The organism is Pseudomonas sp. m6p, assembly GCF_055760375.1.
The window spans coordinates 3,358,649-3,382,647 of the sequence record NZ_CM147084.1 but is presented as its reverse complement, the minus strand read 5'-3'; the positions used below and the strand labels follow the sequence as shown (position 1 = coordinate 3,382,647).

The following is a 23,999-nucleotide window of genomic DNA, read 5'->3' as shown; positions in this document are numbered from 1 at the left end:
CGCCCGACCAGCACAAGGCTGACCGGGCGCAAGGGTTGATGTGAGTTAGAGTTAGGCGGCGAGTTGCAGAGCGGCATCCAGAGCGCGTTGCTTGATTTGCGCCCCTTGGCCGAACCAGGCTGAGTCCAGGCGGTACTCGTTGCTGCGCGCACGGCGTTCGTGGTCGACATATTCGGTCACGGCGTTGAGCAGACCCCAGGCGGTGCCGCGTGCCGAGTCAATCTGGCTACCCCGGCCACGCCCTTCGTACAACTCCTGCACCTTACGCAGGGCTCGCTCATTGGGCAGTACCTCCGGCAGACCGCCGGTCGGTGTCGTTCCGCACAATACGTTCATGAAGAAACCCAGTGCCTCATGCCATTGCACTTTGCGTTCTGCCAGCGTCCGCATTTGGTACATGAAGTCGTCCCATTGCGAGACGGCAATACCGAGTTGCTTCTTCACCGTCTTGGGATCGAAGCGGGTGTTGTGCGGCACCTTGATCGCCCGGCTGGTGCCATCAAGGGCGATGGTCAGGGTGTTGTTGCAGACGACGCGCACGGTGGTCGGCGTTGCTGTGGTGGCCAGTGTGCCGTCGCAGGACGTCGCCAGCAGCAGATAGCCATTCACCTGGTCGTTACCCCTGAGCTCTGTGCCTTGCCCGGTACGCGCCAGTGCCCAGAACTTGCGCCCACCCTTGAGTACGCCGGCAGTTTCCAACTCGTAGCCGGAGGCCTCGGTCAAGTCGCGATAAAACTCCAACACTTCACGCGGCTGTACGGTGTGATAGCGCTGGGAGACCACTGAGAGCGGAGCTTTGGTGTCGGAACGGTAGAGCACTTTCTGTTCGGGGAAGGAGTGGATAGTGCCAAGGTGACCGACAGTATCCGACTTGAAGTGCACTGGGCTTTCCTGGATCTGCCAGTCCATGCCGGCTTCACGTTGCCAGACCTCGATGGGCTGCTTCTGGGGGAGTTGATTGCCCAGGCCATGCCACGGGGTAGCGCCAGCGTAGGCCATGGTTTCTATGAGATGTGCCATTAGAGAGCTCCTTGTCGGAACGCGCAGCATTCAGCATAGCGCCCGGCCCTTGTGGGATGGGTGCTATGCCATGCGGCTATGTGATAAGGGGAGGGGATCGGATGATGCGATTAGGCGAGGTGTGCAGGATCAGTGCTCGGCTTGGGAGAATGCCTGGCCGCAGTTAAGGCATTCGTAGTTGTCGAGAACTCGGGCATCAATCTCTTCGCCCATTTTGGCTCCGGCCAAGCCACCAGCGGTACCGCCTGCTAAGCCACCGAGAATCGCACCCGCCAAGCCACCGAGAGTCATTCCTATCGGACCAGCAATAGCTCCCAGTGCAGCGCCAGATTGTGCGCCAGTCATGGCGCCTGCAACACCGCTTGCAGTGCCTCCGACCGTACCGGCGATGCCGCCGAGCTTACGAGCATGGTTGCGAGCGAAAACGCGCAGAGAACCACATGAAGGGCAGCAAATGGGCATAATTCGGACTCCTGTAAAACTTAAAATTAAATAGAAGGCGCAAGCGCTAATTGCTTGCTCTCCATTGCGTAATACAGGTTTGAAATTATTTTGATTAAGATTTTTATGATGGCAGCTACGGCAGAGTCGTAGCTGTGTGATCAAGGCCTTGAATATGCCTGGTTTTTACGGCGCTGCCGTATAAATAAAATTGTAACTTTCCTATTCTATTTTTCTGGGTTTGCTTTTATTGGTCTCATAGTCCGGCTGGTGGTGAAGGATAGCTGGCGGCGGTTTTCGCAATTTATTGATTAGATGCTTTTAAGCCCGGGTTCCATTGCAATGGTATGGTACGGCGTTGCCGTGCCTCATTTCAACAGCATGGGGTTAGTTAAATGAGCTATAGCGATTATTGGCGTCGTAAATTTCTCGCCGAACATCCTGAGTATGAGCAACAGTCTGAGGAACTTCGGTATGAGTCGATGGAGTCATCTCTATCTGTACGGGCTGCTCCGCTCCCATGGCATGCGAGGGTAAATACAGCGCCGGAGACAAATTGCACATTACCTTTACCTGGAGCTGCTTCGTCTAATTTCGAGGTCTCGGAGATCTTCCTGCATAAACGGCCAAAGATGTGTCACGGCGTCACGCCAGACTCAAGCATCATCAGGCTTGCATGTTGCTTGCGCCAACGCTTGAAGCTAACCCAGCAAGAGCTCGCTGCGCATTTGGGGGTCAGCGCTCGCACGCTGCAGGACTGGGAGCAGGGGCGACGTCAGCCCACTGGGCCTGGAAAAGCCTTACTGCAGTTGTGGATCGACCGGCAATCAGTGGCCCCCTGAGTCGTTCTGACTGAGAGTCAACGTTTTTCCTGGCTATGGGGCGACTGGTTTCCAAAGGACGGAAGGGATCTGAACGGCAAGCAAGGCTGCTATTCCTGCTATTAGTAGCAGGAATAGCAACTGCAATGGTGGTCCCGGCTAAATCCGGTGGGGCGGGGACAAGCTGCTAGGATGAGAATTTCCAAATCACAGAAATCATAAGATGTCAATACATCTGCTTAGTGTTGGAAAACCCATTTAGCACCCCTGACGACTCCGAGTGGCACTGACTGTAGAGTCCTTCCCTATTGAGTTCGCAACTGAAGAGGGCGTGGTGATGGGCAACGAAAGTAGTGGTAAATCAACGTTAAGAATTTTACGCATTCGGCAGTTGCGAGAGTGCATTGGGCTGAGTAGATCTACAATTTATGACCGGCTAAATCCAATGTCGCCTAGATACGACAGTACATTCCCAAGACCAATTAAACTAGGAAAGTTTGCGGTGGGTTGGGTTGAGGAAGATATATATCGGTGGATTGAATCTAGGATCGAAGAGGCCAGAAAGATTTTATCGTGATCTCTGAAGGTGTTTAATTTATGAGTTTCTCTAGCTTTGGGTCTTGGGGGGCCTCTGCTTTGGAGGAAGGCTTTCCAAGGTATATGTCTTTACCGGTGATAGTGAGTGCAGTGGATGAGGCGGAAGGGCATATAAAGGCCCCGAGGGCACTCGTTTTTTCATCTGCTCTGACGGCGATCGCTACAGCTTCTCAAGGTTTGATTGATGTTTGTAAGCCGAATGGGCAAATAGTTCCAGCATCGCTGATGCTGCTGACGATTGCGAACTCTGGAGAGAGGAAGTCTACGGCGGAGAATATATTTCTTAGAGGAGTTCGCCATTTTCAGGATGAAAAGGATTTGATTTATCTTAAGGAGCTTTCTGATTGGAGTGCGAAGTGGTCAGTCTGGGAGGCTCGCCGGAAGGCCATGTTGAAGGAAATACTTCATTCAGCTGATGAAGAGGAAAGTGAGGAATATCGGATATTTATGGCGCATATGGGTAGTGAGCCGGTCAAGCCTAGACGTTTTAAGTTGATTTACGAAGATGCTACTTCAGAGGCTTTGTTTTTTGGGTTATACCAGAATATTCCTGCAGCAGGGCTAATTTCTAGTGAGGGTGGGGGAGTGTTGACTGGCAAGGCATTTAATGATTTGTCGAAGCAGAATGCCTTGTGGAGTGGGGATGCAATAACTGTTGATCGAATAACGTCTGAAAGCTACGAGCTAAGAGCTCGTCTGACGGTATCGATAATGGTTCAAGAAAAAACTTTCTTGAGTTATATGGCGAAGAACGGAGAGATATCACGGGGATCTGGTTTGTGGGCTAGGTTTTTGGTTTGTAATCCAAGATCGACCCAGGGAACTAGGTTGATTGGTGGAGGGGTGGCCACTTGGAGTTGTTGCGAGAAATTCTCTGAGCGCATTGGGGAGATACTTAAAGAAAGTGTTGGATTTTTGATGGATCCTGCTAGGTCAAGGTTAGTGATTAGGTTTTCTCAGGAGGCGGCTCAAAAATGGATTGAAATTTTCAATGCGGTTGAGTCGGCTATTGGGCCGGGAGGAAGGTTTTTTGGCATGGGTGATCATGCGTCAAAGTTGGCAGACAATATTGCAAGGGTGGCTGCATTGTTTCATTTCTTTGAGAGAAGGAGTGGTGATATAGCTCTAGAGACCTTGGATGCTGCTGCCGATGTGTGCTTTTGGTACTCTGGCGAGTTTCTGCGTTTGTTTTCATCGCCGCCTCAGGAAGAGATCGACGCACAAGAATTGGATGACTGGTTGCAAGTATGGCGTGAGGCGGGTGAGCGATTTGTAGCAAAGAATATTATACTGCAAAAGGGGCCCTGGAAGTTGCGAAAAGTAAAGCGTTTAGATTCTGCTATTGAAGTGCTCACTGCGCAGGGTAAAGTTTCTCGGTCAAAATTTGGAAAAATCACATATCTCGATATTTTTCCTGAGTATTCGATAAGTAATTTTTCTTCTAGAACTATTATCTCTCCTTACAAGTCTTCAATTTAGGGGTATAGTTCCTGCGTGATGTTGTGTCGAGATCAGGGTAGGTGTCGATGTGTAAATTTGTTTTGATTATTTCGATTATGATAAATAGCCTGAAAGTCTCAGTTTCTTGCTGGTGTGCTGTAAGTTTTGCCGTTTCTTGTAAGTCGAGAGCGCCACCCGTTAGGATGGCGTTTCATTATAGGTTAAAATCGTTCACTGGAGGTTCTGGATGACGTCATCCAGCGATCGGACCTCTACTAGCTGCTCTGCGTAAGTTTGCAGTTGATCCATGTCGTTTGAAGCTTCCAGCTTTTCAATTGCTGATGTCGGCAAATCCCCAAAGCGCTGCTTAAGTTGCAGAATTAATGTGGCTCGTACGCCTTCAATACGTCCGAGGGTGCGTGCGGCGTCTAGATCCATCTGGCGTGACTCTTCCGTATCCTGCTTGGGGAACGAATGGCGCAGGGAGTGTCCTAGCTGTAAGCGGTCTCCATTCAGCCGGCTGCGTTCTTGCACACCCCTTTTTTTGGAGATTTCGAACAGGACGTTACGCACTAGATGCTTCAAGTCATCAGGATTGGCGATATCTAGTATCTCGTATTCGCTATTGACTTTGAAGATGCGTGTTGCCATCTTGTCAGCTGCAGTGGTTTTGTCTAGTTTTTGGAAGTTAGGGTTTCTATAAAGCATGCCCTTAACCATGGCGTGAACAAGTTGCGTGGTAGCATTGTTGGAGGGTCTTTGATTTTTAGTATTTCCTCCCTTTGCTGCCTTTACTCCATAATGCTTGCCCTCAAGGTTTTTGAGTGCTTCGAACATCGCCAAGTGACGATTGGCCACTGTCAAGGCTGTGATCATGTCCTCTACGCGAAGCTCGCATGTGGCGGTAGCTCCTGGCGTGCATTGTAGTAGCACGTAATTGTCGTGGAGAAACGTTACATAGACCGCTTGCTGTAGGGCAGCATTGGCATGCTTACCCAATTGATCTGCAATCGCGACCTTGCCCTGGCGGATGGTCAGGTCGACGTCCTTTTCTTTTTGCGGTTGGATCTCAAAGCTTTCTATCATTTCATAAAGTCTTTGCAGCTCTTGCGTGCGCAAAGATGGGGCTTTTTTCTGTAAGTCAAACACACGCTGAGCCAACTTTATAGCTTCGGTGCGTAATAGTGTCGCCGTACGCATGTATGGCATGTCTGGTTTCGATTCACGTTCATTCCGGAATGACATGTTCATGCTCCTCTTGTTCGTAGTGGCGTGGCTCAGCTTGAGGTAAGTTTCAGTAGCTCAGTCGACGTCCAATGAGATCAAGCGTTTGTTGCTAGAGGTCTCTTGTGGTTTCTGCGGGCGATAAAGGTGCAACAAGATCTGCTCTGGAAGTGGGGTGGTGAAGGTCTGAGGTTATTTGGTGCAAATGTAATCCAAGCTTGTGCCACGCGTCAGCCATTTCGTTTGTATAGCTGTGACGCTGATAGGTGCGTTTAACCTTGTTTTCTTCTGTGTGATTTAGACAGCGCTCTGCTACTTCAGGAAGTACTCCCAATGCAGTCATGATGGTGGCGCCGGTGCGCCTCAGATCATGTGGGGTCCATTTTCCTCCACTCAATAGGAGAGCTTGTGCTTTGGCGCTACGATTACTCATCACTCCCTGATCAGGCTGGCGCTGCCTGTCGCCAAGTTGTTTGGTTACGGTCTTGGAACAAACCGGGCCGCTATTTTCCGTGTTGGGGTAGCACCAAGCAGAGCGACTGTTGAGTGCTCTGGTTTTTTCGAATTGCTGAATAGCAAATGAAGAGAGCGTGACACTGTGCGCTTTACCGTTTTTGCTGTTTTCTGCCGGTATAAACCAAATGCCTTTGGTGAGATCGACGTGCTCCCAGCGTGCGTTGAGCAGTTCACCAATGCGACAGCAGGTGGAGAGGGCAATCCAAATTGCAGCTTCGGTGGACGGAAGTAGGCCGGCTTCAGGAGTGAGCTGGGCCAGGGCGCGGATCTCATCATCGCTCAGCACGCGGTCGCGTTCGACATCCTTGCCACCAATCTTGGCCTTGCGGATGCTGGCAGTCGGATCGTGCTCAATCAGATCTCGATCCACTGCGAACCGGAACATTTGTCGCATCAGGCTAAAGATCAGTTTGGCCATACGGTTGACGCCACGAGCGAGGAGGGCATCGGTCACTTCGGTGACGTGCCCTTTTTTTACGTCAGCCACGGCTATTTTGCCTAACAATGGCAAAACGTCCTTTTCAAACATACGGCGAACTTCGGCTCCACCATCCTTGCGGTTGATCAGGTCGACTGTGGCCCAGTGTTCGAATAGCTCGGAGACGCTTTTTCTTGCGGCCTGTCGGGCTTGTTCCGCTTCTGCGGCTGCTTTTTCTGCTGCTAGGCGAGCGAACTCGGCGTCCCGGGTGGCCACGCGCGCAGCCTCTTCAGCTTCAAAATGCTCCCGGATATCCCGAATTCCTGCCTTGTGCAGGCCGGCAAGTTCCTTCGCACGTTGGCCAGCTTCGGCCAGGGTCATGGTTCCCTCAAGCCCCTCACGGCTGTAGGTGCCGATGGGATAGGTGATACGTTCACCGATGCTGTTCGCGTAACGGAAATAAAAGAGGCGTTCTCCGCTGGTGGTGATGCGAGCAACCAGGCTGCCATGCCCCCAGATGGCAACTTCACTGAGCCACTTGTCACTGGCGCCGGGTTTGGCGGTCATTTGTCGGTCTGTAATCTTGGCCATCTGGTTAGTTTTCCCGTTGCCAATTGGTTGCCAATTGAGATTCTCTGGTTGCCAATTCGTTGCCAATTGAGATCGGCTTTCCTCGAATCTCTTTGGGCTATTTTGGACGGGAAAATGGATGAATGCCAGTAAAAACAAGGGTTTGAGAATTCTGTTTCGGATCAGGCTGAATCAGATAGGATGGGTATTTACCTTTATGGGGTGCTAGGGGTCGAGTGTTCGAATCACTCCGTCCCGACCATATATTTCAATGACTTAGGCCAATGTTGATGACATTGGCCTTTTTCATGCGCGTGAGTTTTGCGGGACGACTATGCTGTGCGCAGCCAAAAAGCCACGCCTCAGTGCAGAACCCTACGGCTCTCACCAATCCTGATTCGGTCCAGGGCCCGGTTCAATGCATCCAGTGCATCCAGAAGCGCCTTTGCCTCTGCCTCTCGGCCATCGCCCCATAAACGTTCCGCCATTTTGTTCAGGGCCTGGATCGAGCGTTCGATGTCAGCGGCGGTCGCGGGTGCCTGGGTTTGCGCTTCTTTGCTGGGCATACTTTCATTCATCTGCAGGGGATTGGCGATGCCCAGCATGATCGGCGTTCGTTGTCGGTCAATCCAGTGGTTACTGCTTGGGCTTGCGCTGAATATCTTCCGAGTCGCTGGAAGTTGCCGCGTCTTTCTCGGTTTCATTCGATTCTGCGCCCGAGTTCGAACCTGAGGCTTCTTCACCTTTCTTGTTGGCTTTTTCTTCGTTTGATTCAGATGTGTTGCTGGATTGATTGACGCCTGGGATGGCCGTGGGCGGTGCGGCCGATCCTGCTTTCTCGGTTGCCAATGTCAAGGCAGAGCCAGCCAGCATCAGGCTTGCAAGCATCAGGGTTGCAATCTTGTTGTCCATTTTTCCGGCCTTGGGTGAGGGGTGTACCGCATTGGAGGCACCAGGCGCGCCAAGGTGCTGCTCATTGGACGAACGGCTGGCTTTGCGCGCATGCGGCAATTTGCTGGCCCCCAGGTCTGAGCTTCCCCGGCAAACTCGCCTTTTTTCAAAAGGTTAGGTTGGCTATATGCGGACGATTGTCATAACCGTTGCAACGCTTTCCCTGGCTGCCTTTGCTTCGGCCATTGAAGCGAGGGAGTTGAGCAAGAGTCATCGTTTTGCCTGTACCTGGGGCTCGGACATCGCTGCCGGGGCGCAACAGTCGAAGCTCTCGGGGATCTCGTTGTATGGCGCGCGCAAGCAGTTGCAGGTGCGCAAGTTCCAGCAACCGTGGATGCGCATGACGGCGATGGGCATTACCGAGCAGACCTACAACAGCACTTCGAAGCTCAAGCCGGCGGCAGTCAAGCAGACCTATTACGAACAATGCGTGCGGCATGAGCTGGCCCAGCGATAAACCCCAAAGCCCAACCTGAAACGGTTGGGCTTTTCATGCCTGACGATACGTCAGCGTCACTTGTCGCTCTCGCAATTGACCATCCAGGAGACCCCAAAGCGATCGACCAGCATGCCGAAACGGGCGGCCCAGAACGTCGCCTCGAGCGGCATGTCGACGCGCCCGTCCTTGGCCAGCGCATCAAACACTCGCTCGGCTTCGGCGATGCTGTCGACGTTGAGGGAGATCGAGCAACCGCTCATGCCGCCGGTTGGGCGGTCGGGCGTGGTGTCGGAGGCCATGATCATCTGGTCGCCGACTTTCAGGCAGGTGTGGATGACCAGGTTGTGGTGCTCTTTCGGTACGTGTTCGGCGGCGGGTGTTTCGCCGAAAGTCATCATCGCTTCGAGTTTGCCCTGCAAGGCTTGTTCGTAAAAAGTGAAGGCTTCGCGGCAGTTGCCGTTGAAGATCAGATAGGGATTGATTCGCATGGTTGCGCTCCTGGCAGTAGGCGCGGAGAGAGGCGATTTTCGCCAGGTTCCGCGAAAGGCGGTTAAAAACATAGCAGAGCATTGGGCGTCGTAACGTCCGGAGTTTTTCCAGATGTTTTTCTTCTGAAAACACCGCGCTTCAGCACGGATAAACCCTGCGGAGTACCATGACACCCTGTACGACCTGTCGAGCTTGATTTGCCATGCCTTTGATTTCCCGCTTCAACAACCTGTTCGATCAGGCCCGGCGCGCTTTGCTATTGGTTTGGGCGACATCACGCGGGTTGTTTCTGGGGCTGGTGCTGGCGACCCTGATTGCCGGTGTGCTGCCGGCGCTGGCCGCGTGGCTGGGGCAGCGTATTGTCGATGCGGTGGTGACCGCGATGCAGTTGCACGCGCAGCAGGGCGATGCCCCGCTGTGGCCGGTGTTGCGTTATGTCCTGTTGGAAGCGGGGGTATTGGCGTTATTGTCCGGCACGCAACGGGCATTGTCGGTCCAGCAGTCGCTACTACGGGTGCAGTTGGGGCAGAAGGTCAACACGCTGATTCTGGAAAAGGCCCAGACCCTGTCGCTGGTGCAGTTCGAGAACTCCGAGTTCTATGACAAGCTGGTGCGCGTACGCCGTGAAGCCTCGACTCGACCGCTGGCGTTGGTGATGAAGTCGCTGGGACTGATCCAGAACCTGATCATGCTGATCAGCTTTGGTGTGCTGCTGGTGCACTTTTCGCCGTGGGCACTGCTGTTGCTGGTGATCGGCGCGTTGCCGGTGTTCTTTGCCGAGGCACATTTTTCCGGCGATGCTTTCCGCTTGTTTACCCGCCGGGCCCCGGAAAGTCGGCAGCAAAATTACATCGAAACCTTGTTGTCCCACGAGGCCTATATCAAAGAGGTCAAGTTGTTCGGCTTTGCGCCGTTGCTGCTGCAGCGTTATCGGGACACGTTCGCCAAGCTCTATGCCGAGGATCGGCGCCTGACCTTGCGTCGCGATGGCTGGGGGTTTGGTCTCGGCTTGCTCGGCACCGGAGCGTTCTACCTGGCTTATGCGTGGGTGGTGATCGATGCCGTGCACGGCAATATCAGTCTCGGCCAAATGACCATGTACCTGGTGTTGTTCAAGCAGGGGCAAAGCGCGGTCAGTAGCAGTCTGAGCGCAATCAGCGGTTTGTACGAAGACGGTTTGTACCTGTCGAACCTTTACGAATACCTGGCTGAACCGGTGCTGGCCGATTCCGGTCATCTCACCGTCGGCGCGCACCCGGGTGATGGCCTGCGCTTTGAAAACGTTGGTTTTCGTTATCCGGGCGCCAATCGCGCGGCACTGGAAGGCATCGACCTGCACCTGGTGCCGGGCAGGAGCGTGGCGCTGGTGGGAGAGAACGGTTCAGGCAAGACCACCCTGATCAAACTGCTGACCCGCCTGTATCGGCCGGATCAAGGGCGCATCCTGCTTGATGGCAGTGACTTGCAGGACTGGGAAGAGACCACTTTGCGCCGGCGCATCGGCGTGATTTTTCAGGACTACATCCGCTATCAGTTCACCGTGGGCGAAAACATCGGCGTGGGGGATACCTCGGCGTTCAATGATGAATCGCGCTGGCAGGCTGCGGCTACCGAAGGAATGGCTGCGCCGTTCATTGATGGGCTCGACCGCGGCTACGCCACACAGTTGGGCCGCTGGTTTGCTGGCGGTCAGGAGTTGTCCGGTGGGCAATGGCAGAAGATTGCCTTGTCCCGGGCCTACATGCGCCGCGATGCGGATATCCTGATTCTCGACGAGCCGACCTCGGCCCTGGATCCGGCAGCGGAAGCGGCAGTGTTCGAGCATTTCAGCCAGCACACCGAAGGTCGCATGACCCTGCTGATTTCCCATCGTTTTTCCAGTGTGCGCAACGCCGATCAGATCATTGTGCTGGAGGCCGGACGGATACTGGAGCAGGGCGGTCACGACAGCCTGATTGCCGCCAATGGACGCTACGCCAAGCTGTTCGATCTGCAGGCTCGCGGCTATCGCTAGGAATCTTGCGCGTTGCGGGCCACTGCCGGCCCGGCCACGCGCGGCGCGGGTCTGGACTGCATCAGCGCATCGATCGCCTTGCGATAATTCTGTCCGCCCAGCGCCATGCTGTTGTTGTGGGTCGCGCCTGGCACCAGCAGCAGTCGTTTCGGTTGTCGGGCGGCGTTGAACAGTTGTTCGCTGAAGCGTGGCGGCACGAACGCGTCGGCCATGCCGTGCACCACCAACAGTGGCATATGAATCTCGGCGATCTTGTCGATGGAGTCGAATTTCTGCGACAGCAGCCAGCGCACCGGCAGCGAGGTATTGGCCACAGCGGCGGCCACGTCGGCGAGCGAGGTGAAAGTCGACTCGATCACCAGCCCCTTGACCGGTAGCGGTGTATGGTCCCGCGTGGCGTCCTGGCCGAGCTCTGCCGCCAGATCAATGGCCACGGCACCGCCTAGCGAGTGACCGTAAATCAGGCGTTTATTCGGGTCTGGCTGCAGCAGTTTGAAACGTTCCCACGCCACACGGGCATCTTCGTACACGCTGCTTTCCGAAGGCAGATCGCCCTTGCTCTGGCCGAAACCACGATAGTCGATGGCCAGTACCGAGTAGCCGGCCGCGCGCAATTGTTCGATGCGGAACAACTGCCCGGTGAGGTTCCAGCGCACGCCATGCAGATAGAGAATGGCCGGTGCATTGGCTTTTTCCGCCGGCCACCACCAGGCATGAATATTCTCCCCGGCCCTGAAACTCCTGGGCTGCAGGTCGAGCTCCTGTACGCTGCCCGGCAGGCCGTGATACCAGCCGGCCGTGCCCGGTTCGATGCGAAACAGCAGTTTGCGCTCGGTGTGTTCGAGCACCGCACAACTCGTCGGCACGCCAATGATCAGCGCAGCCATGCAGGCGAACGCCAGACGGCGGCGACGCAAACGGGTCATGAAGGACAGGAACATTAAACGGTTCACCACGGCGTAGACAAAGAAGGCTTTTTACCAGAAGGCTCGGTCTGCGCGTGACTTTTTCGACCACCGTGCGCCCTTAACGATTACAAAATGCTGCGGCTCAATTCACCCGCAGAACGATTTTGCCGATGTGGTCGCCACCCTCCATGCGCGCATGCGCCTGGGCCGCATCGTTCAGCGAATAAACCTTGTCGATGATCGGCAGGCAGCGCCCGGCGGCCAGCGCCGGCCACACGTGTTCGCGCAGTTGCTCGGCAATGTCGGCTTTTTCCTCTGCGGTGCGCGCTCGCAGCAACGAGCCAGTGATCACCGCACGCTTGGCCATGATCGCCAACAGGTCGACGTCGTTGGCCTTGCCGCCACCAAGAAAGCCCAGCATCACCAGCCGGCCATCCATCGCCAGCGCGCTGACATTTGCGTTGAGGTACGAGGCGCCCATGATGTCGAGAATCGCGTTCACCCCCTGGCCTGCAGTTTTTTCTGCGATGACCGTGGCGAAATCCTGCTCGCGATAATTGATCGGCTGCCCACTCAGTTTGCTGATTGCCGCGCATTTATCGGCACTGCCGGCGGTGGCGAAGGCTTCGATGCCGAACTCGCGGCAGAGCATCAGCGCGGTGGTGCCGATGCCGCTGGTGCCGCCGTGAATCAGCACGCGCTGACCGCGCTGAACGTCGCCGAGGCCGAACAGGTTGGCCCACACGGTAAAGAAGGTTTCCGGGATAGCGGCGGCCTGCAACCAATCCAGGCCATCGGGGATCGGCAGGGTTTGTCCGGCCGGGACGTTGCAGTATTCAGCGTAACCGCCGCCGTTGGTCAGCGCGCAAACCTTGTCCCCCACGGCAAACTGAAGGACACCCGCCCCGAGCGCCACCACTTCACCGGCCACTTCCAGACCGGGAATCGGATTCATGCCCGGCTTCATCGGGTACTTGCCTGCCCGTTGCAGGGCGTCGGGGCGGTTGATCCCGGCGGCATGCACGCGAATCAGCACTTCGCCGGCTGCGGCGACGGGCAGGGGCACATGCTTGGCTTGCAAGACTTCGGGGCCACCAGGTTGAGTGATTTCGATACGGGTCATTTCGCTGGGCAAAGTCATGTCGATTCCTGTTGCTTGAGGTTCTGAAGATGGGAGCACAGCCCGCAGGCAATGATTCCCTTCAATTTTCACAGGCGCGTGGTTCAGTCGCTGAGGGCAGCCATTTCAGGGCATGCTCCAACAAGATCGCCACGGCAATCGCCCCCGCGGCGATCACGAAGAGTATTGCGTGATGACCGCCCGTGGCATTGAACAGTGCCGAATAGGCGAATCCGGCCAGCGCCTGAAACGTGGCAAACGAAACGGTGGCGCGGCTCCAGGCGATTTGCTGGCGATGGTGATCAGGCACCAGTTCATGCACGCGAGCCAGGGCCAGCGGCACGATGCCGGGCGGGAATGAACCGACGATCACTGCCAGCACGGCCAACGCCATGAAAGAGTGGGAAACCGCCAGCAGTCCCAGCGCAATCGCCTGCACCGCCAATACCAGCCGAATGCCCATCCGCGCGCCAAGCCGATCCGCGAGAAAGCCGTAACTTACCGGGCCGACAATTGCCCCCAGGCCATACATCACCCAAACCAGTGCACCAATCTGCGCCCCGGCACCGAGCCCACGAGCGACGTAATCCACCAGAAACACCATGGCCGGCACCAGACCTGCGGCCATGAATGCGTATTGGCCGAACAGCAAATAGACGGAGGAGGGGGTTGGCTCAACCGTCGCGCCTGCGTGAGTGGCGGTCGGGTGCGGGAGATCAGCAGGCCAGCCAAACCAGCTTATTGCGGTCAGCAACAGCGACAATCCGCCCAGACCCAACCAGGTGGCGTGCAGGCCCATATTCAACAAGGGCGGGACGAGGGTGCCGGAGGCTGCGATCCCCAGGCCGATACCGAGAAAAATCGCACCGCTGGCCAGTCCTTTGCGGGATGCCGGCACATGGGGCAGTACAGTCGCCGCCACCAGCACCATAATTGCACCGCCGGTAATCCCCGACAGCAACCGCCAGCCAAAGAACCAGCTCACCGACAATGGAAATGCACAGGCAAAAAACGCCGCGGTGACCAGCAGCATCATCAGTCGCAGGGCGTTTTTATTGCCCAGTTGCCGCGTTAGCGGCCGGCCGAGCAGGGCGCCGATCAGATAGCCGACCAGATTGGCTGCGCCGAGGTACACCACGTCGTTGGCAGAAAACCACTGCGCCTGAATCAGCGAGGGAATAAGCGGTGTATAGGCAAAACGCGCCAGACCAATGCCGACCAGGCTGGCGCATAGCCCCGAGAAAATCGGTAACGCGGAGGTCGATGTACGCATGACAGCAATCCTGAGGGAGGTCTATGGCGCTCAGGATATCGGCTATCTTTGCTGCGGTAATGCAGCGATTTGGCTTTATAGTGATGCAAATTCGCATCGGGCGGGACAACATGAACTGGGATGATGCGCGGGTATTTCTCGCGGTATGCAGAGAGTCGACCTTACGCGGTGCAGCGCGGGTTCTGGGGGTGGATCAGGCGACTGTCGGGCGACGGATCACGGCGCTGGAAAAATCCCTGAGCGCGACCTTGTTCCTGCGCACGTCCGACGGCTACGCACTGACCGCAGTCGGCGAAGCCGCGCTCAAAAGCGTGGAAAAAATGGAGCAGTCGGCGCTGGCGCTTGAGCGGCAGATTCAGGGCCTGGATGATCGTCTGACCGGCACCGTACGCGTCAGCACCACCGATTCACTGGCCATCGACTTCCTGATCCCGGCCATTAGCCGCCTGCACGCGCAGCACCCGGACGTGCGTGTGCAACTCGACGCCTCCACGCAGATTCTCAGCCTGGCCAAGCGCGAGGCGGACATCGCTGTGCGCAATACCCGGCCCGACAATCCCGATCTGATCGCGCGGCGGATTGCGCGCTGGCCCGTGGGATTGTTCGCATCACAGGCGTATATCGACGCCCATGGTATCCCGCCGCAGGGGACGGCGTTCGAAGGCCATGACCTGGTGGTCTACCAACCGTATTTGCAGACGCACAAGGACATGACACTGGTGTGCGAGCCGCTGCAGCGCGGGCGTATCGTCGCCAGCCTGAGCTCCAGTCTGTTGGTCCGCCGCTCGATTGCGGCTGGTCTGGGCGTAGGAGAGATTCCGGTCTACATGGGCGAGCGCGATGGCCTGGTCAGGCTCTGGCCGGAACGCAATCGCCCGCAACCGTATGAGGTCTGGCTGGTGACCCATGCGGACTTACGTCACACCGCACGTGTCAGGGCGGTGATTGAGCAGATTGTCGAGGCGTTTGCACTGGAGAATGAGTAACGGCTCAAAGCGCTTTGGACAAGCTACATAGACTGACGAAACGCCCTACATTCAAAGCAGAACCAGCCGGCTTGTGGGCTTGGAGCGTCAGCCCTACTGTTGATGCAACTTGCAGCGCCAGGAAATCGGTGTGAGGGATGCGCCAGAACAGGTATCGGTAACCCAGGGAAGGGATCGGATTGAAAGCCAGGGAATTCGAGCAATATCAAAGCACTGACACGTTGAGCAGAGGTCGTAACGCACAAGCCATGAACGCTATCAGCCGTGAAGAATTCAACGCGAGGATCGAGACCATCGAGGCAAGAATGGATGCTCGCGTAGAGCGAGTGCACGCAGATATTCGAGAGTTCCTTAGCTCTCAGGCAGAGCGAGACAAGGCAAATGAGCGCATCCAGTTCGAACGGGATAAACGCTACGACTCAATGATTCAAGGCATTGCCATCGAATCCAGAGAGGCGCTCAAAAAGGCGGGTACCGTGAATGCCAATGTCTGGATGGCAACGGCTGTGCATTTGTTTGGCGTGGTCAGCATTGTCGTGGGTGGTTATTTCGCCAGCCAGGCCAACCTGTATGTAGCGGTACAAACAACGTTGGCGGCGGTTCAGGCGGGTAAGGATGTCGGTGCAGCCAAGCCTGCCGAGCAGCCATCATCGGTGTTGCCAAAATAAAAAACGGCCTTCAATCGAAGGCCGTTTTATTGCCATTGGAAACTCCTGCGTCATGGCATTTGTGGCAGCTCTTGCGGACGCAAGTCAAACACCAGTACTTCGGCATCCACGCCATTGCTCAGGGTCAACGCCTGTTCCTCGCGAACCCGCACGCCGTCACCCTCCTGCAGCAAATGGCCATTTAGTTCAACACTGCCGCGAGCGACATGCACGTAGGCGTAACGGTTGGCGGGCAGTTCCAGCGTCGCGCTTTCCTTGCCATCGAACAACCCGGCGTAAACCCGCGCATCCTGGCGCACTGTCAGCGAACCATCGCTACCGTCCGGCGAGATGATCAGTTGCAGGCGACCGCGTTTTTTCTGCGCGCTGAAGTGCTCCTGCTGGTAGCGCGGCTTTGCACCGGCCACTTCCGGCACGATCCAGATCTGCAGAAAGTGCACTGGCCGGGTGGCCGAATGGTTGAATTCGCTGTGGGCCACGCCACTGCCGGCGCTCATCAGTTGCACGTCACCGGGGCGGATCACCGAGCCGGTGCCCAAGGTGTCCTTATGCTCCAGCGCACCTTCAAGCACGTAGGAAAAGATCTCCATGTCGCGGTGCGGGTGCTGGCCGAAACCCTTGCCGGCCGCCACGCGGTCATCGTTGATCACCAGCAGGTCGGAAAAACCCTGTTCGCGCGGGTCGCGGTAGCTGGCGAAGGAAAAGGTGTGGAAGGACTTCAACCAGCCATGATTGGCGAGGCCGCGGTCGGAAGCTTTGCGAAGGGTCAGCATGATGAATTCTCCTTGCAGGACGTTGATTCGTCCGAGTGAGGAGAAGGTTACTGTTAATCGGATGAGGCAATAAGTAGATCGAAATTGAAATACTGTCCTGTTCAGGTTGACAGTTTTGTGGAGTCGATCACGCATTCTTTTCGCTGGATGTCACGCACTTGGCCATAATGCGGGTCTGTTCCTTCCCTTGATTTCAGTGATGTTCACCCATGAAAACCGTGGCAATGGTGCTGTTCCCCGACTTTCTCCTGCTCGACATGGCCGGCCCCATGGAGGTGTTTTCGGTCGCCAATCGCTACTTGAAACCTGAAGATCATTACCAACTGATCACCTTGGGCACCGAGCACGGGATGCTGCGGGCGTCCAATGGTGTGCAGGTGCAGACCGACCGCCATATTGACGACCCGGCCCAGGCCTTCGACTTGCTGCTGGTGCCGGGTGGACCGGGTGCCTACAACGAAAAACATCCGGCGCTGCTTGCCTGGTTGCAACGCTCGGTGGGGCAGTCCGGTTGCTACGGTTCGATCTGTACCGGGGCGTTTGTGCTCGGGCATGCCGGTCTGCTCGACGGTTATCGCGTGACCACTCACTGGAACTACACCGAACGTCTGATCAAGGCGTTCCCCAAGGCGCAGGTGGAAACCGACCAGATTTACACCGAAGACCGCAATCTGATTACCTCGGGAGGCGTGACCGCCGGCATCGATCTGGCATTGGCCGTGGTCGCCCGGGATCACGGGAAAAAGCTCGCTCAGGACGTGGCCAAGGTGCTGCTGGTGGTGATGAAACGTCAGGGCGGGCAAGCACAGTTCAGTCCGTTGATGGCCGCAGTGGCGCCACAGGAAACCGCGATCACCCGGGTGCAGAACCATGTGCTGGAGCATCTCGACGAAGCCTTTACCGTTGAGCGCATGGCGGGGCTGGCGAACATGAGTACCCGGCATTTTGCGCGGCTGTTTGCGCGGGATGTGAACATGACGCCGATGGAGTTTTTGCAAAACGCCCGGATCGATTGCGCGCGTAATCTGCTGGAAACCACTGAGCTGCCGTTGAAGACAGTGGCCTACAAAAGTGGTTTCGGCAGTGTGCGCCATATGCGTTTTCTGTTTGCGGAAAAGCTCGGCCTGACCCCGGCGCAATACCGCGAACAGTTCAGCTAGAGCGGTTGTGTCCGTCCGGTGCATCCGGATGTCCGTGTTGCGCCCTGTATGGAGGTTGTACCGTCACCTGCGCCTGCCAAGATAAACGGTAACGCTTGGAAGGGAGACGCGCTGAGCGCCGAGGGCATGCTGCCCGCGTGCGCTGGCGCCGGAAAACGGCATGAACAGCCACAAAGACTTACCCGCTGCATCGGTGTTGTATTTCGGGCCATACGCCTTTCATCTGCGCCAACGGCTGATCCTCGACGGGGATCGACCATTGCGCATGGGCGGCCGCGCCCTCGATATTTTGCAGGTGCTGGTCGAACACGCCGGTCGCGTGGTACGCAAGGAGCAGTTGATCGCCCGCGTGTGGCCGGACAGTGTGGTCGAAGAGATCAACCTGCGGGTGCACATCGCCGCGTTGCGCCGGGCGCTGGGTGATGGCGAGAAGGGCCAGCGCTACATCGTCAACGTGCCGCAATGTGGTTACAGCTTTATCGCGCCGGTGCACGGCGACAGCGTCGCGCAGGTCGTGTTCGACACCTTGCACGCGCCGCAACAGAATCTGCCCGCTCGCCTGACTCCGGTCATCGGCCGCGATTCGCTGGTGGGCCGTCTGGTCCGGCAAATGCCCCTGTGCCGCTTGATGACACTGACAGGCCCGGCCGGCATCGGCAAATCCACGGTGGCGCTGCGGGTGGCCGAATTGCTGTTGCAGCATTACCGCGACGGCGTCTGGTACATCGACCTGTCCATGCTCGGTGATGCGCCGTCACTGCTTGAACACCTGTTGCGCAGCCTTGACCTTTCGTTCGATACGTTAGCGTCGCGTCATGCCTTGCTGCTGCTGGATAACAGCGAGCGGTGTCGTGACTCATGCCGGGCATTGGTGGAGCGACTGCAACTGGCGGCGCCGCGGCTGGCGTTGCTGGTCACCAGTCGCGAACCGTTGCAGGCCAATCTGGAAACCCTGCAACCGATTGCGCCATTGACCTTTCCCAAGGCCTCGACACCGGCCAGTATCGATGAGCTCATGGGCTATTCGGCGGTGCAATTGCTGGTCAGTCGCGCGCGTGCCCGGCAGCACGATTTCAGCCTGCGCGAGCAGGATCTGCAAACCGTGTGCAGTCTCTGTCGTCGTCTCGACGGTTTGCCATTGGCCATTGAACTGGCGGCCGCGCAGATCGATGCGCTGGCGCTGGTAGGGCTGCAAGCGCAACTGGACAACGGCCTGCACCTGCTCAGGCATGGTCGTCGCACCGCGAAGCCACGGCATCAATCCATGAGCGCAGCGCTGGACTGGAGTTATCAGGATCTGCGGCCCTGCGAACGTCGGGTCTTGCAGCGCCTGTCGGTATTCAAGATGGCCTTCACCGAAGAGGCTGCGCTGCGGGTCATCGACGGTGGGCATCTGCAATCGGTGATCGAACGCCTGGCTGCCAAGTCATGGCTGACGGTGGAGCGCAGTGCAGACGTGGTGCGTTATCGAATGCTCAATCTTCTTCGCTGTTACGTCCGTGAACAGCCCGAAGCCAGCGTAGAACCGAGTGCTATCGCGTACCATCGTGCGCTGTACCGCAGGCCAAATCGATCAGCTGCGGGTGTGCAACTGTTCATGCAACGCGTCGAGCAGTAAGCGCACTTTGCGCAGGTCCGGCGTGGCATAGCCTTCGGTGAAGCGTTGATGGATCGGGGTCAGCAGCGCCAGTGCTTCGCGGTGGCGTGATTGGCGCTGCCACAGTTGGGCCAATGTTGTGGCGCTGCGCAGTTCCCAGGCCAGCGCGCCCTGGGCGCGGGCGATGGCGAGGGCGTTTTGCAGGAGGTGTTCTGCCTGTTCGCCAAGGCGTCCCTGCGGACAATCCGCCTCATCCGCCAATAACCGCTCAGCCTCGGCCCGCAACACCTCCGCCGTGCTCCAGCCAGCCGCGCCACTGTGTGCCCGCTCCAGCAACGCGTCATCGATATGGCGAGCATCGAGCGTGACCATCAGCTCCTTTATCAGCCCGTTATCCGCCGGCGCGTCGGGTGGGGCCAGGCGTTCATCGATCACCTGCGCATAGTGCCGTCCCCAGCGATAGAACAGCAGCACCGAGTGCTTTTGCGCCTGCTCCAGCAACAGTTGCAACAATTCGCGCGCAGTCCTGGCGTCGCCGTTGTAATGCGCAATCAGGCAGCTGGCCAATGCCAGGGTGTAGCAGATCGACGTACCGTGATTGATCTGCACGGCGATATCCAACGCCTGCCGGGCGGTGCGCCACGCCTGTTCGGGAAACCCCTGCAGCCACAACACCCGGGCGAGAATGGTCAACGAAGCCACGCTCTGGTCGTACTGCACGCCAAAGCCGTGGGTGAAGCGGTTGCGACAACCACTGTGGGCCATACGCTGAATCACTTGCTCGGCGTTGATCCGCGCGCGCGGCTGGTCGCCGGCAAAGTGCAGCGCCAGGACGCGCAAGCGGTGAATGCTCAATGACAGCAGCGGGTCGTCGTGGCCACCGAGGCGGTCGAACTGTTCGCTTTGCTGCAATGCCGCCTGGTAATGCCCGCAGCTGAGATTGACCGCCAGGTGGCCGGAAATGGCGCGCAATTGCGCGGCGACGTCGTGGTGCTGCTGCGCCAGTGCGTTAGCCTGAGTGAACGCTTCAATGGTTTCCGGCGAACCGCCGCAAGTGTGATAACAAGCGCTGCCGAGTGCCAGTTGCAAGGCTGTGTGCAGGCGCGGACAGGGTTGGGCCGCGCTTTCGAGCAGGGTCAACGCCTGACGGACATGCGCGCCATATTCCTTGAGCAATGACAGCTCCTGCCACAACGCGGCCGACGTCGCGGTCAAACGGATGCCGAGAGGGTGCGAGCCGTTGCCGTGCAAACTCCAGTCGAGTGCAGCGCGCAGGTCTTCCAGGCCTCGGGCATAGCGCTCGATCCATTGTGTGGTCGGAGTGTGTTCCCACTCGGTCTGCGCTTGCTCCATCAGCGTCAGATAGCGTTCGGCGTGGCGTTCGCGCAGGATTTCGCGTTCGCCGCTGAGTTCGAGTTTTTCCAGGGCGTAATGGCGGGTGGTGTCGAGCAGGCGATAAAACACTTCTTCATCACCGACTTCCACGTTCAGCAGCGATTTACCCACCAGTTGCGTGACCGATGCGAGCACCTGCGTGGGATCGATGTGTTGACCGACGATCACCGCCGCAGCCGAGGCCAGGCTGAAGCAGCCGCGAAACACCCCGAGGCGGCGCAGGCAAGTCTGCTCGCAAGGGGTGAGCAGATTGAAACTCCAGTCCAGCGTGGCGTGCAGCGTTTGATGCCGCGCATGGCGCTGGTGGTTGCCCGCCGCCAGCGGGTGCAAATGATCCTGCCATTGTTCCAGCAGGCCGCTCAGGCCCAGAGTTTCGACCTGCGCTGCCGCCAGTTCCAGAGCCAGTGGAATACCGTCCAGACGCCGGCAGATTTCCATCGCCAGGGGTAAATCGGCGTCGCTCAGTTCAAAGCGTTCATGGGCGCCCATCGCTCGTTCGACGAACAGTTGCAGGGCGGCGAAAGTCATCGCCTGCTCGCGATCGAGACGGCTCGTCGCAGGCGGGCAATCGAGGGATTCCAGACGCTGCACGAACTCGCCCTCAGCGCGCAGACTTTCGCGGCTGGTGGCCAGAATATGGACCTGCGGCGCACCGCGCAAAAGGCTCTCGACGAGCAGCGCCACGGCATCGATGAGGTGCTCGCAGTTATCGATCACCAGCAGCATCTGCCGTTCGCGCAAATCGTTGATCACACTCGCCAATGGCGCGCCGTCGTGTACTGCCAGATCGAGCAGGGTCGCCAGTTGCGAGGCGATCAGCGCCGGGTCGTTGAGCGGCGCCAGATCCAGCAGGCGGATGCCATCGCGATAGCGTCCGAGCAACTGCTCGGCGACGCGCAGGGCGACGGTGGTCTTGCCGATCCCGCCGGGGCCGATGAGGGTGATGCAGCGCTGTCGCGGCAGTTGCTGCATCAAGCTGTCCACCAGTGACTGGCGCCCGATCATCCGGGTACGGCGCAGCGGCAGGTTATGGCGCCCGGGCGCCGCCTCCAGTAGCCGTTGTCCGTTGGCGTGCACCGTCAGTGGGGCTACGAAACTGTAGCCGCGCTGGGCCACGGTCACGATGTAGCGCTGACCGGCCTGACCGTCGCCCAGTGCCTTGCGCAGGGCGGCCATGTGCACCCGCAGATTGATGTCCTCGACGACGGTGTCCGCCCATACGCCGGCGAGCAGTTGCTGCTTGCTCACCACTTCCCCGGCATGCGCCAGCAGCATCAGCAGAATATCCATGGCGCGCCGTCCCAGCCGCAACGGCTGGTCACCTTCCATGACCAATCGTTGCCCGGTGTAAATCCGATAGGGGCCGAAGCCGATGGCCTGATTCGGGGAAAGACTCAACAGCGCACTCCTGCGGTGATGCGGCGATCCTGGCAGATGGACGCTGCGTGAAGACGCAGATCGTCGGCTACAAGGTATCGCAGCATATTCCTCAGGTTTGGCCATCAGTGCAACGCCGGGCTCCTGCGCAACGCTCAAAAGCTCAGATGCCGTGTCCGGGTGTCTTTGTCTTCACGCATGACCTGACAGCGCCAGGCAAACGGATTGATCCCTTCGCTGCGGGTGAACATGTGACAGAAATGTGCCTGATCACAGAATCCGCAATCCAGGCTGATCTGCGTCAGGCTCAGGTCGGTGTGGCGGATCAGCAGCTTGGCGCGGGCAATACGCTGTTCGCGAATCCAGTCCTGCGGCGCGAGGCCGGTGCTGGCCTTGAACGCCCGGGAGAAATGGCTGCGCGACAATGAGCAGGCGCGTGCCAGCTCGGCCACTTCCAGGCTTTCTCCGAGGCGTTCGAGGATCAGTTGTTTGACCTGCCGCTCCCGTTGCGGGCTGAGGCCGCCGATAAGCGGCCGGGGCGTTTCGCTGGCAGGGGCGAGGGCGACGGATTGCTGTAGATGAGCCATGGCCGGTGTCCGTGTCGTGGAGGTGAAAAACAACGCTGCGCAGAGGCCTTCATTGTTAAGAAGGGACATGCCGGCTGACGAGTTAATCGTTGTTAATTCGCAGGCCTGACACGGATGCAAACCACCGTTGATCGGGTAAAGTGCTCAGCACTTGCGAACGGTCTTAGAAGGAATTGCAGCCCATGAACCGTAACGATCTGCGCCGTGTCGACATGAACCTGCTGGTGATTTTCGAAGCGCTGATGTTCGAAAAGAACCTGACCCGCGTCGCCGAAAAACTGTTCATGGGCCAGCCGGCGGTCAGTGCCGCGCTGGGGCGTTTGCGTGACCTGTTCGATGATCCGCTGCTGTTGCGCAACGGCCGCAGCATGGAGCCGACGGCGCGAGCGCTGGCGATTCTGCAGGAGCTGCAACCGGCGATGGATGTGATCTCCGGCGCGGTCAGCCGGGCCAAGGAGTTCGACCCGGCCAGCAGCTGCGACGTGTTCCGCATCGGCCTGTCGGACGACGCCGAATTCGGGCTGTTTCCACCGCTGCTGCGCAACCTTCAGCAGGAGGCACCGGGTATCGTCGTGGTCGTGCGCCGCGCCAACTACCTGCTGATGCCGGCGTTGCTGGCTTCCGGGGAAATCTCCGTCGGCGTGAGCTACACCACCGATCTGCCGGCCAACGCCAAGCGCAAGAAACTGCGCGACATTCCCTGCAAGGTCCTGCGTGGTGATGATCGCCCGGGCCCGCTGACCCTCGACGAATACTGCGAGCGCCCGCACGCAATGGTGTCGTTCTCGGGGGATCTGAGCGGCAACATTGACGTGGACCTGGCCAAGGTCGGCCGGCGCCGCCGAGTGGTGCTCGGCGTGCCGCAGTTCAGCGGTTTGCGCGCCTTGCTCGCCGGCACTGAAATGATTGCCACCGTGCCGGACTATGCCGCGTGTGCGCTGGTCGAAGGCTGTGCGTTGCGGGCTGAGGATCCGCCATTTCCGATTGATGCGGCGCAACTGTCGATGGCGTGGAGCGGGGTGCATGACAACGACCCGGCGGAGCGCTGGCTGCGGTCGCGGATCAGTCAGTTCATGGCGGCGCCGCTGGATATTCCTGCGTCCTAATTGCTCGGTTACAAGGAAAGTGGCCAGCGGGGCCGTTTTTTATCGGCGTCCTAGGGGGCTGTTTGACCGTTCGTCTTAAACCAGCACGCACCTGTAATTTCTGACAGTA

The 23,999-nt window shown here is 57.9% G+C and carries 23 protein-coding genes; 10 read left to right on the top strand and 13 right to left on the bottom strand.

Annotated features, from left to right (window positions below; all coding sequences use genetic code 11):
• Window positions 1-51: 51 nt before the first annotated feature.
• Together ACYZUM_RS15265 and ACYZUM_RS15260 are read right to left on the bottom strand one after the other, a co-directional pair.
• Window positions 52-1,020: a DUF932 domain-containing protein gene (locus tag ACYZUM_RS15265; protein ID WP_004574264.1), complete on the bottom strand. Its 969-nt coding sequence runs from the start codon at window positions 1,018-1,020 to the stop codon at window positions 52-54.
• A gap of 129 nt (window positions 1,021-1,149) precedes the next feature.
• On the bottom strand, window positions 1,150-1,626 hold the full coding sequence (locus tag ACYZUM_RS15260; protein WP_306409250.1) for a hypothetical protein: 477 nt from the start codon (window positions 1,624-1,626) through the stop codon (window positions 1,150-1,152).
• A 230-nt stretch (window positions 1,627-1,856) separates the two neighbouring features.
• Here ACYZUM_RS15260 and ACYZUM_RS15255 point away from each other — a divergent pair, with 230 nt between their 5' ends.
• The 3 genes from ACYZUM_RS15255 to ACYZUM_RS15245 all read left to right on the top strand — a co-directional run bounded on the left by ACYZUM_RS15255 (window position 1,857) and on the right by ACYZUM_RS15245 (window position 4,358).
• Window positions 1,857-2,303: a helix-turn-helix domain-containing protein gene (locus tag ACYZUM_RS15255; RefSeq protein ID WP_306409249.1), complete on the top strand. Its 447-nt coding sequence runs from the start codon at window positions 1,857-1,859 to the stop codon at window positions 2,301-2,303.
• Between the two features lie 316 nt (window positions 2,304-2,619).
• The gene (locus ACYZUM_RS15250) at window positions 2,620-2,859 is read left to right on the top strand and encodes a helix-turn-helix transcriptional regulator (RefSeq protein ID WP_004574260.1); all 240 of its coding nucleotides are present in this window, start codon (window positions 2,620-2,622) and stop codon (window positions 2,857-2,859) included.
• A 20-nt stretch (window positions 2,860-2,879) separates the two neighbouring features.
• The gene (locus ACYZUM_RS15245; protein WP_071984474.1) at window positions 2,880-4,358 is read left to right on the top strand and encodes a YfjI family protein; all 1,479 of its coding nucleotides are present in this window, start codon (window positions 2,880-2,882) and stop codon (window positions 4,356-4,358) included.
• A gap of 192 nt (window positions 4,359-4,550) precedes the next feature.
• Here the strand turns inward: ACYZUM_RS15245 and ACYZUM_RS15240 are convergent, their stop codons facing one another.
• From ACYZUM_RS15240 to ACYZUM_RS15225, 4 genes are all read right to left on the bottom strand, one after another.
• Complete coding sequence (locus tag ACYZUM_RS15240; RefSeq protein WP_155769224.1) at window positions 4,551-5,570, bottom strand: hypothetical protein; 1,020 nt, start codon at window positions 5,568-5,570, stop codon at window positions 4,551-4,553.
• Window positions 5,571-5,655: 85 nt separating this feature from the next.
• Complete coding sequence (locus ACYZUM_RS15235) at window positions 5,656-7,068, bottom strand: tyrosine-type recombinase/integrase (protein WP_071984472.1); 1,413 nt, start codon at window positions 7,066-7,068, stop codon at window positions 5,656-5,658.
• Window positions 7,069-7,409: 341 nt separating this feature from the next.
• Window positions 7,410-7,613 (bottom strand): hypothetical protein, encoded by a 204-nt coding sequence (locus ACYZUM_RS15230; RefSeq protein ID WP_041066334.1) that lies wholly within the window; start codon window positions 7,611-7,613, stop codon window positions 7,410-7,412.
• Between the two features lie 70 nt (window positions 7,614-7,683).
• On the bottom strand, window positions 7,684-7,959 hold the full coding sequence (locus ACYZUM_RS15225; protein WP_041066175.1) for a hypothetical protein: 276 nt from the start codon (window positions 7,957-7,959) through the stop codon (window positions 7,684-7,686).
• A gap of 166 nt (window positions 7,960-8,125) precedes the next feature.
• Between ACYZUM_RS15225 and ACYZUM_RS15220 the strand changes: the two genes are divergently transcribed.
• Complete coding sequence (locus tag ACYZUM_RS15220) at window positions 8,126-8,455, top strand: hypothetical protein (RefSeq protein WP_007961262.1); 330 nt, start codon at window positions 8,126-8,128, stop codon at window positions 8,453-8,455.
• Window positions 8,456-8,511: 56 nt separating this feature from the next.
• On the opposite strand, the gene ACYZUM_RS15215 is transcribed toward ACYZUM_RS15220, so the two are convergent.
• On the bottom strand, window positions 8,512-8,925 hold the full coding sequence (locus ACYZUM_RS15215) for a VOC family protein (RefSeq protein ID WP_108183164.1): 414 nt from the start codon (window positions 8,923-8,925) through the stop codon (window positions 8,512-8,514).
• A gap of 203 nt (window positions 8,926-9,128) precedes the next feature.
• On the opposite strand from ACYZUM_RS15215, the gene ACYZUM_RS15210 reads away from it, so the two are divergent.
• Entirely contained in the window at window positions 9,129-10,940 is a 1,812-nt protein-coding gene (locus ACYZUM_RS15210; RefSeq protein WP_108183163.1) for an ABC transporter ATP-binding protein, read from the top strand.
• Here ACYZUM_RS15210 and ACYZUM_RS15205 read toward each other — a convergent pair.
• From ACYZUM_RS15205 to ACYZUM_RS15195, 3 genes are all read right to left on the bottom strand, one after another.
• Window positions 10,937-11,881, bottom strand: a complete 945-nt coding sequence (locus tag ACYZUM_RS15205; RefSeq protein WP_108183162.1) for an alpha/beta hydrolase — start codon at window positions 11,879-11,881, stop codon at window positions 10,937-10,939. The genes ACYZUM_RS15210 and ACYZUM_RS15205 overlap by 4 nt on opposite strands.
• A gap of 109 nt (window positions 11,882-11,990) precedes the next feature.
• Window positions 11,991-12,989 (bottom strand): NAD(P)H-quinone oxidoreductase, encoded by a 999-nt coding sequence (locus tag ACYZUM_RS15200; protein WP_108183161.1) that lies wholly within the window; start codon window positions 12,987-12,989, stop codon window positions 11,991-11,993.
• Between the two features lie 61 nt (window positions 12,990-13,050).
• A complete protein-coding gene (locus ACYZUM_RS15195; RefSeq protein ID WP_108183160.1) occupies window positions 13,051-14,241 on the bottom strand; it encodes a YbfB/YjiJ family MFS transporter in 1,191 nt (396 codons plus the stop codon).
• A gap of 110 nt (window positions 14,242-14,351) precedes the next feature.
• On the opposite strand from ACYZUM_RS15195, the gene ACYZUM_RS15190 reads away from it, so the two are divergent.
• Window positions 14,352-15,227: a LysR family transcriptional regulator gene (locus tag ACYZUM_RS15190; RefSeq protein ID WP_108184413.1), complete on the top strand. Its 876-nt coding sequence runs from the start codon at window positions 14,352-14,354 to the stop codon at window positions 15,225-15,227.
• A 248-nt stretch (window positions 15,228-15,475) separates the two neighbouring features.
• A complete protein-coding gene (locus ACYZUM_RS15185; RefSeq protein ID WP_108184412.1) occupies window positions 15,476-15,895 on the top strand; it encodes a hypothetical protein in 420 nt (139 codons plus the stop codon).
• Between the two features lie 50 nt (window positions 15,896-15,945).
• Here the strand turns inward: ACYZUM_RS15185 and ACYZUM_RS15180 are convergent, their stop codons facing one another.
• On the bottom strand, window positions 15,946-16,668 hold the full coding sequence (locus ACYZUM_RS15180) for a pirin family protein (protein WP_108183159.1): 723 nt from the start codon (window positions 16,666-16,668) through the stop codon (window positions 15,946-15,948).
• 209 nt (window positions 16,669-16,877) lie between these two features.
• On the opposite strand from ACYZUM_RS15180, the gene ACYZUM_RS15175 reads away from it, so the two are divergent.
• Together ACYZUM_RS15175 and ACYZUM_RS15170 are read left to right on the top strand one after the other, a co-directional pair.
• A complete protein-coding gene (locus ACYZUM_RS15175) occupies window positions 16,878-17,828 on the top strand; it encodes a GlxA family transcriptional regulator (RefSeq protein WP_047293323.1) in 951 nt (316 codons plus the stop codon).
• A 160-nt stretch (window positions 17,829-17,988) separates the two neighbouring features.
• Complete coding sequence (locus ACYZUM_RS15170; RefSeq protein WP_108183158.1) at window positions 17,989-19,446, top strand: ATP-binding protein; 1,458 nt, start codon at window positions 17,989-17,991, stop codon at window positions 19,444-19,446.
• Here the strand turns inward: ACYZUM_RS15170 and ACYZUM_RS15165 are convergent.
• Window positions 19,402-22,218, bottom strand: a complete 2,817-nt coding sequence (locus tag ACYZUM_RS15165) for an ATP-binding protein (protein WP_108183157.1) — start codon at window positions 22,216-22,218, stop codon at window positions 19,402-19,404. The genes ACYZUM_RS15170 and ACYZUM_RS15165 overlap by 45 nt on opposite strands.
• Before the next feature lie 134 nt (window positions 22,219-22,352).
• A complete protein-coding gene (locus ACYZUM_RS15160) occupies window positions 22,353-22,784 on the bottom strand; it encodes a helix-turn-helix domain-containing protein (RefSeq protein WP_041066207.1) in 432 nt (143 codons plus the stop codon).
• Window positions 22,785-22,966: 182 nt separating this feature from the next.
• On the opposite strand from ACYZUM_RS15160, the gene ACYZUM_RS15155 reads away from it, so the two are divergent.
• Window positions 22,967-23,890 carry a LysR family transcriptional regulator gene (locus tag ACYZUM_RS15155; protein WP_108183156.1) on the top strand — a complete coding sequence of 308 codons (924 nt, stop codon included), beginning with the start codon at window positions 22,967-22,969 and terminating at the stop codon, window positions 23,888-23,890.
• Window positions 23,891-23,999 lie beyond the last annotated feature (109 nt).

Coding starts and splice junctions, on each gene's coding strand:
- ACYZUM_RS15185 (WP_108184412.1), top strand. CDS start 15,476: ATGAACGCTATCAGCCGTGAAGAATTCAACGCGAGGATCGAGACCATC.
- ACYZUM_RS15245 (WP_071984474.1), top strand. CDS start 2,880: ATGAGTTTCTCTAGCTTTGGGTCTTGGGGGGCCTCTGCTTTGGAGGAA.
- ACYZUM_RS15170 (WP_108183158.1), top strand. CDS start 17,989: ATGAACAGCCACAAAGACTTACCCGCTGCATCGGTGTTGTATTTCGGG.
- ACYZUM_RS15190 (WP_108184413.1), top strand. CDS start 14,352: ATGAACTGGGATGATGCGCGGGTATTTCTCGCGGTATGCAGAGAGTCG.
- ACYZUM_RS15155 (WP_108183156.1), top strand. CDS start 22,967: ATGAACCGTAACGATCTGCGCCGTGTCGACATGAACCTGCTGGTGATT.
- ACYZUM_RS15235 (WP_071984472.1), bottom strand. CDS start 7,068: ATGGCCAAGATTACAGACCGACAAATGACCGCCAAACCCGGCGCCAGT.
- ACYZUM_RS15265 (WP_004574264.1), bottom strand. CDS start 1,020: ATGGCACATCTCATAGAAACCATGGCCTACGCTGGCGCTACCCCGTGG.
- ACYZUM_RS15240 (WP_155769224.1), bottom strand. CDS start 5,570: ATGAACATGTCATTCCGGAATGAACGTGAATCGAAACCAGACATGCCA.
- ACYZUM_RS15195 (WP_108183160.1), bottom strand. CDS start 14,241: ATGCGTACATCGACCTCCGCGTTACCGATTTTCTCGGGGCTATGCGCC.
- ACYZUM_RS15220 (WP_007961262.1), top strand. CDS start 8,126: ATGCGGACGATTGTCATAACCGTTGCAACGCTTTCCCTGGCTGCCTTT.
- ACYZUM_RS15225 (WP_041066175.1), bottom strand. CDS start 7,959: ATGGACAACAAGATTGCAACCCTGATGCTTGCAAGCCTGATGCTGGCT.
- ACYZUM_RS15230 (WP_041066334.1), bottom strand. CDS start 7,613: ATGCCCAGCAAAGAAGCGCAAACCCAGGCACCCGCGACCGCCGCTGAC.
- ACYZUM_RS15255 (WP_306409249.1), top strand. CDS start 1,857: ATGAGCTATAGCGATTATTGGCGTCGTAAATTTCTCGCCGAACATCCT.
- ACYZUM_RS15205 (WP_108183162.1), bottom strand. CDS start 11,881: ATGTTCCTGTCCTTCATGACCCGTTTGCGTCGCCGCCGTCTGGCGTTC.
- ACYZUM_RS15160 (WP_041066207.1), bottom strand. CDS start 22,784: ATGGCTCATCTACAGCAATCCGTCGCCCTCGCCCCTGCCAGCGAAACG.
- ACYZUM_RS15215 (WP_108183164.1), bottom strand. CDS start 8,925: ATGCGAATCAATCCCTATCTGATCTTCAACGGCAACTGCCGCGAAGCC.
- ACYZUM_RS15250 (WP_004574260.1), top strand. CDS start 2,620: ATGGGCAACGAAAGTAGTGGTAAATCAACGTTAAGAATTTTACGCATT.
- ACYZUM_RS15175 (WP_047293323.1), top strand. CDS start 16,878: ATGAAAACCGTGGCAATGGTGCTGTTCCCCGACTTTCTCCTGCTCGAC.
- ACYZUM_RS15200 (WP_108183161.1), bottom strand. CDS start 12,989: ATGACTTTGCCCAGCGAAATGACCCGTATCGAAATCACTCAACCTGGT.
- ACYZUM_RS15180 (WP_108183159.1), bottom strand. CDS start 16,668: ATGCTGACCCTTCGCAAAGCTTCCGACCGCGGCCTCGCCAATCATGGC.
- ACYZUM_RS15210 (WP_108183163.1), top strand. CDS start 9,129: ATGCCTTTGATTTCCCGCTTCAACAACCTGTTCGATCAGGCCCGGCGC.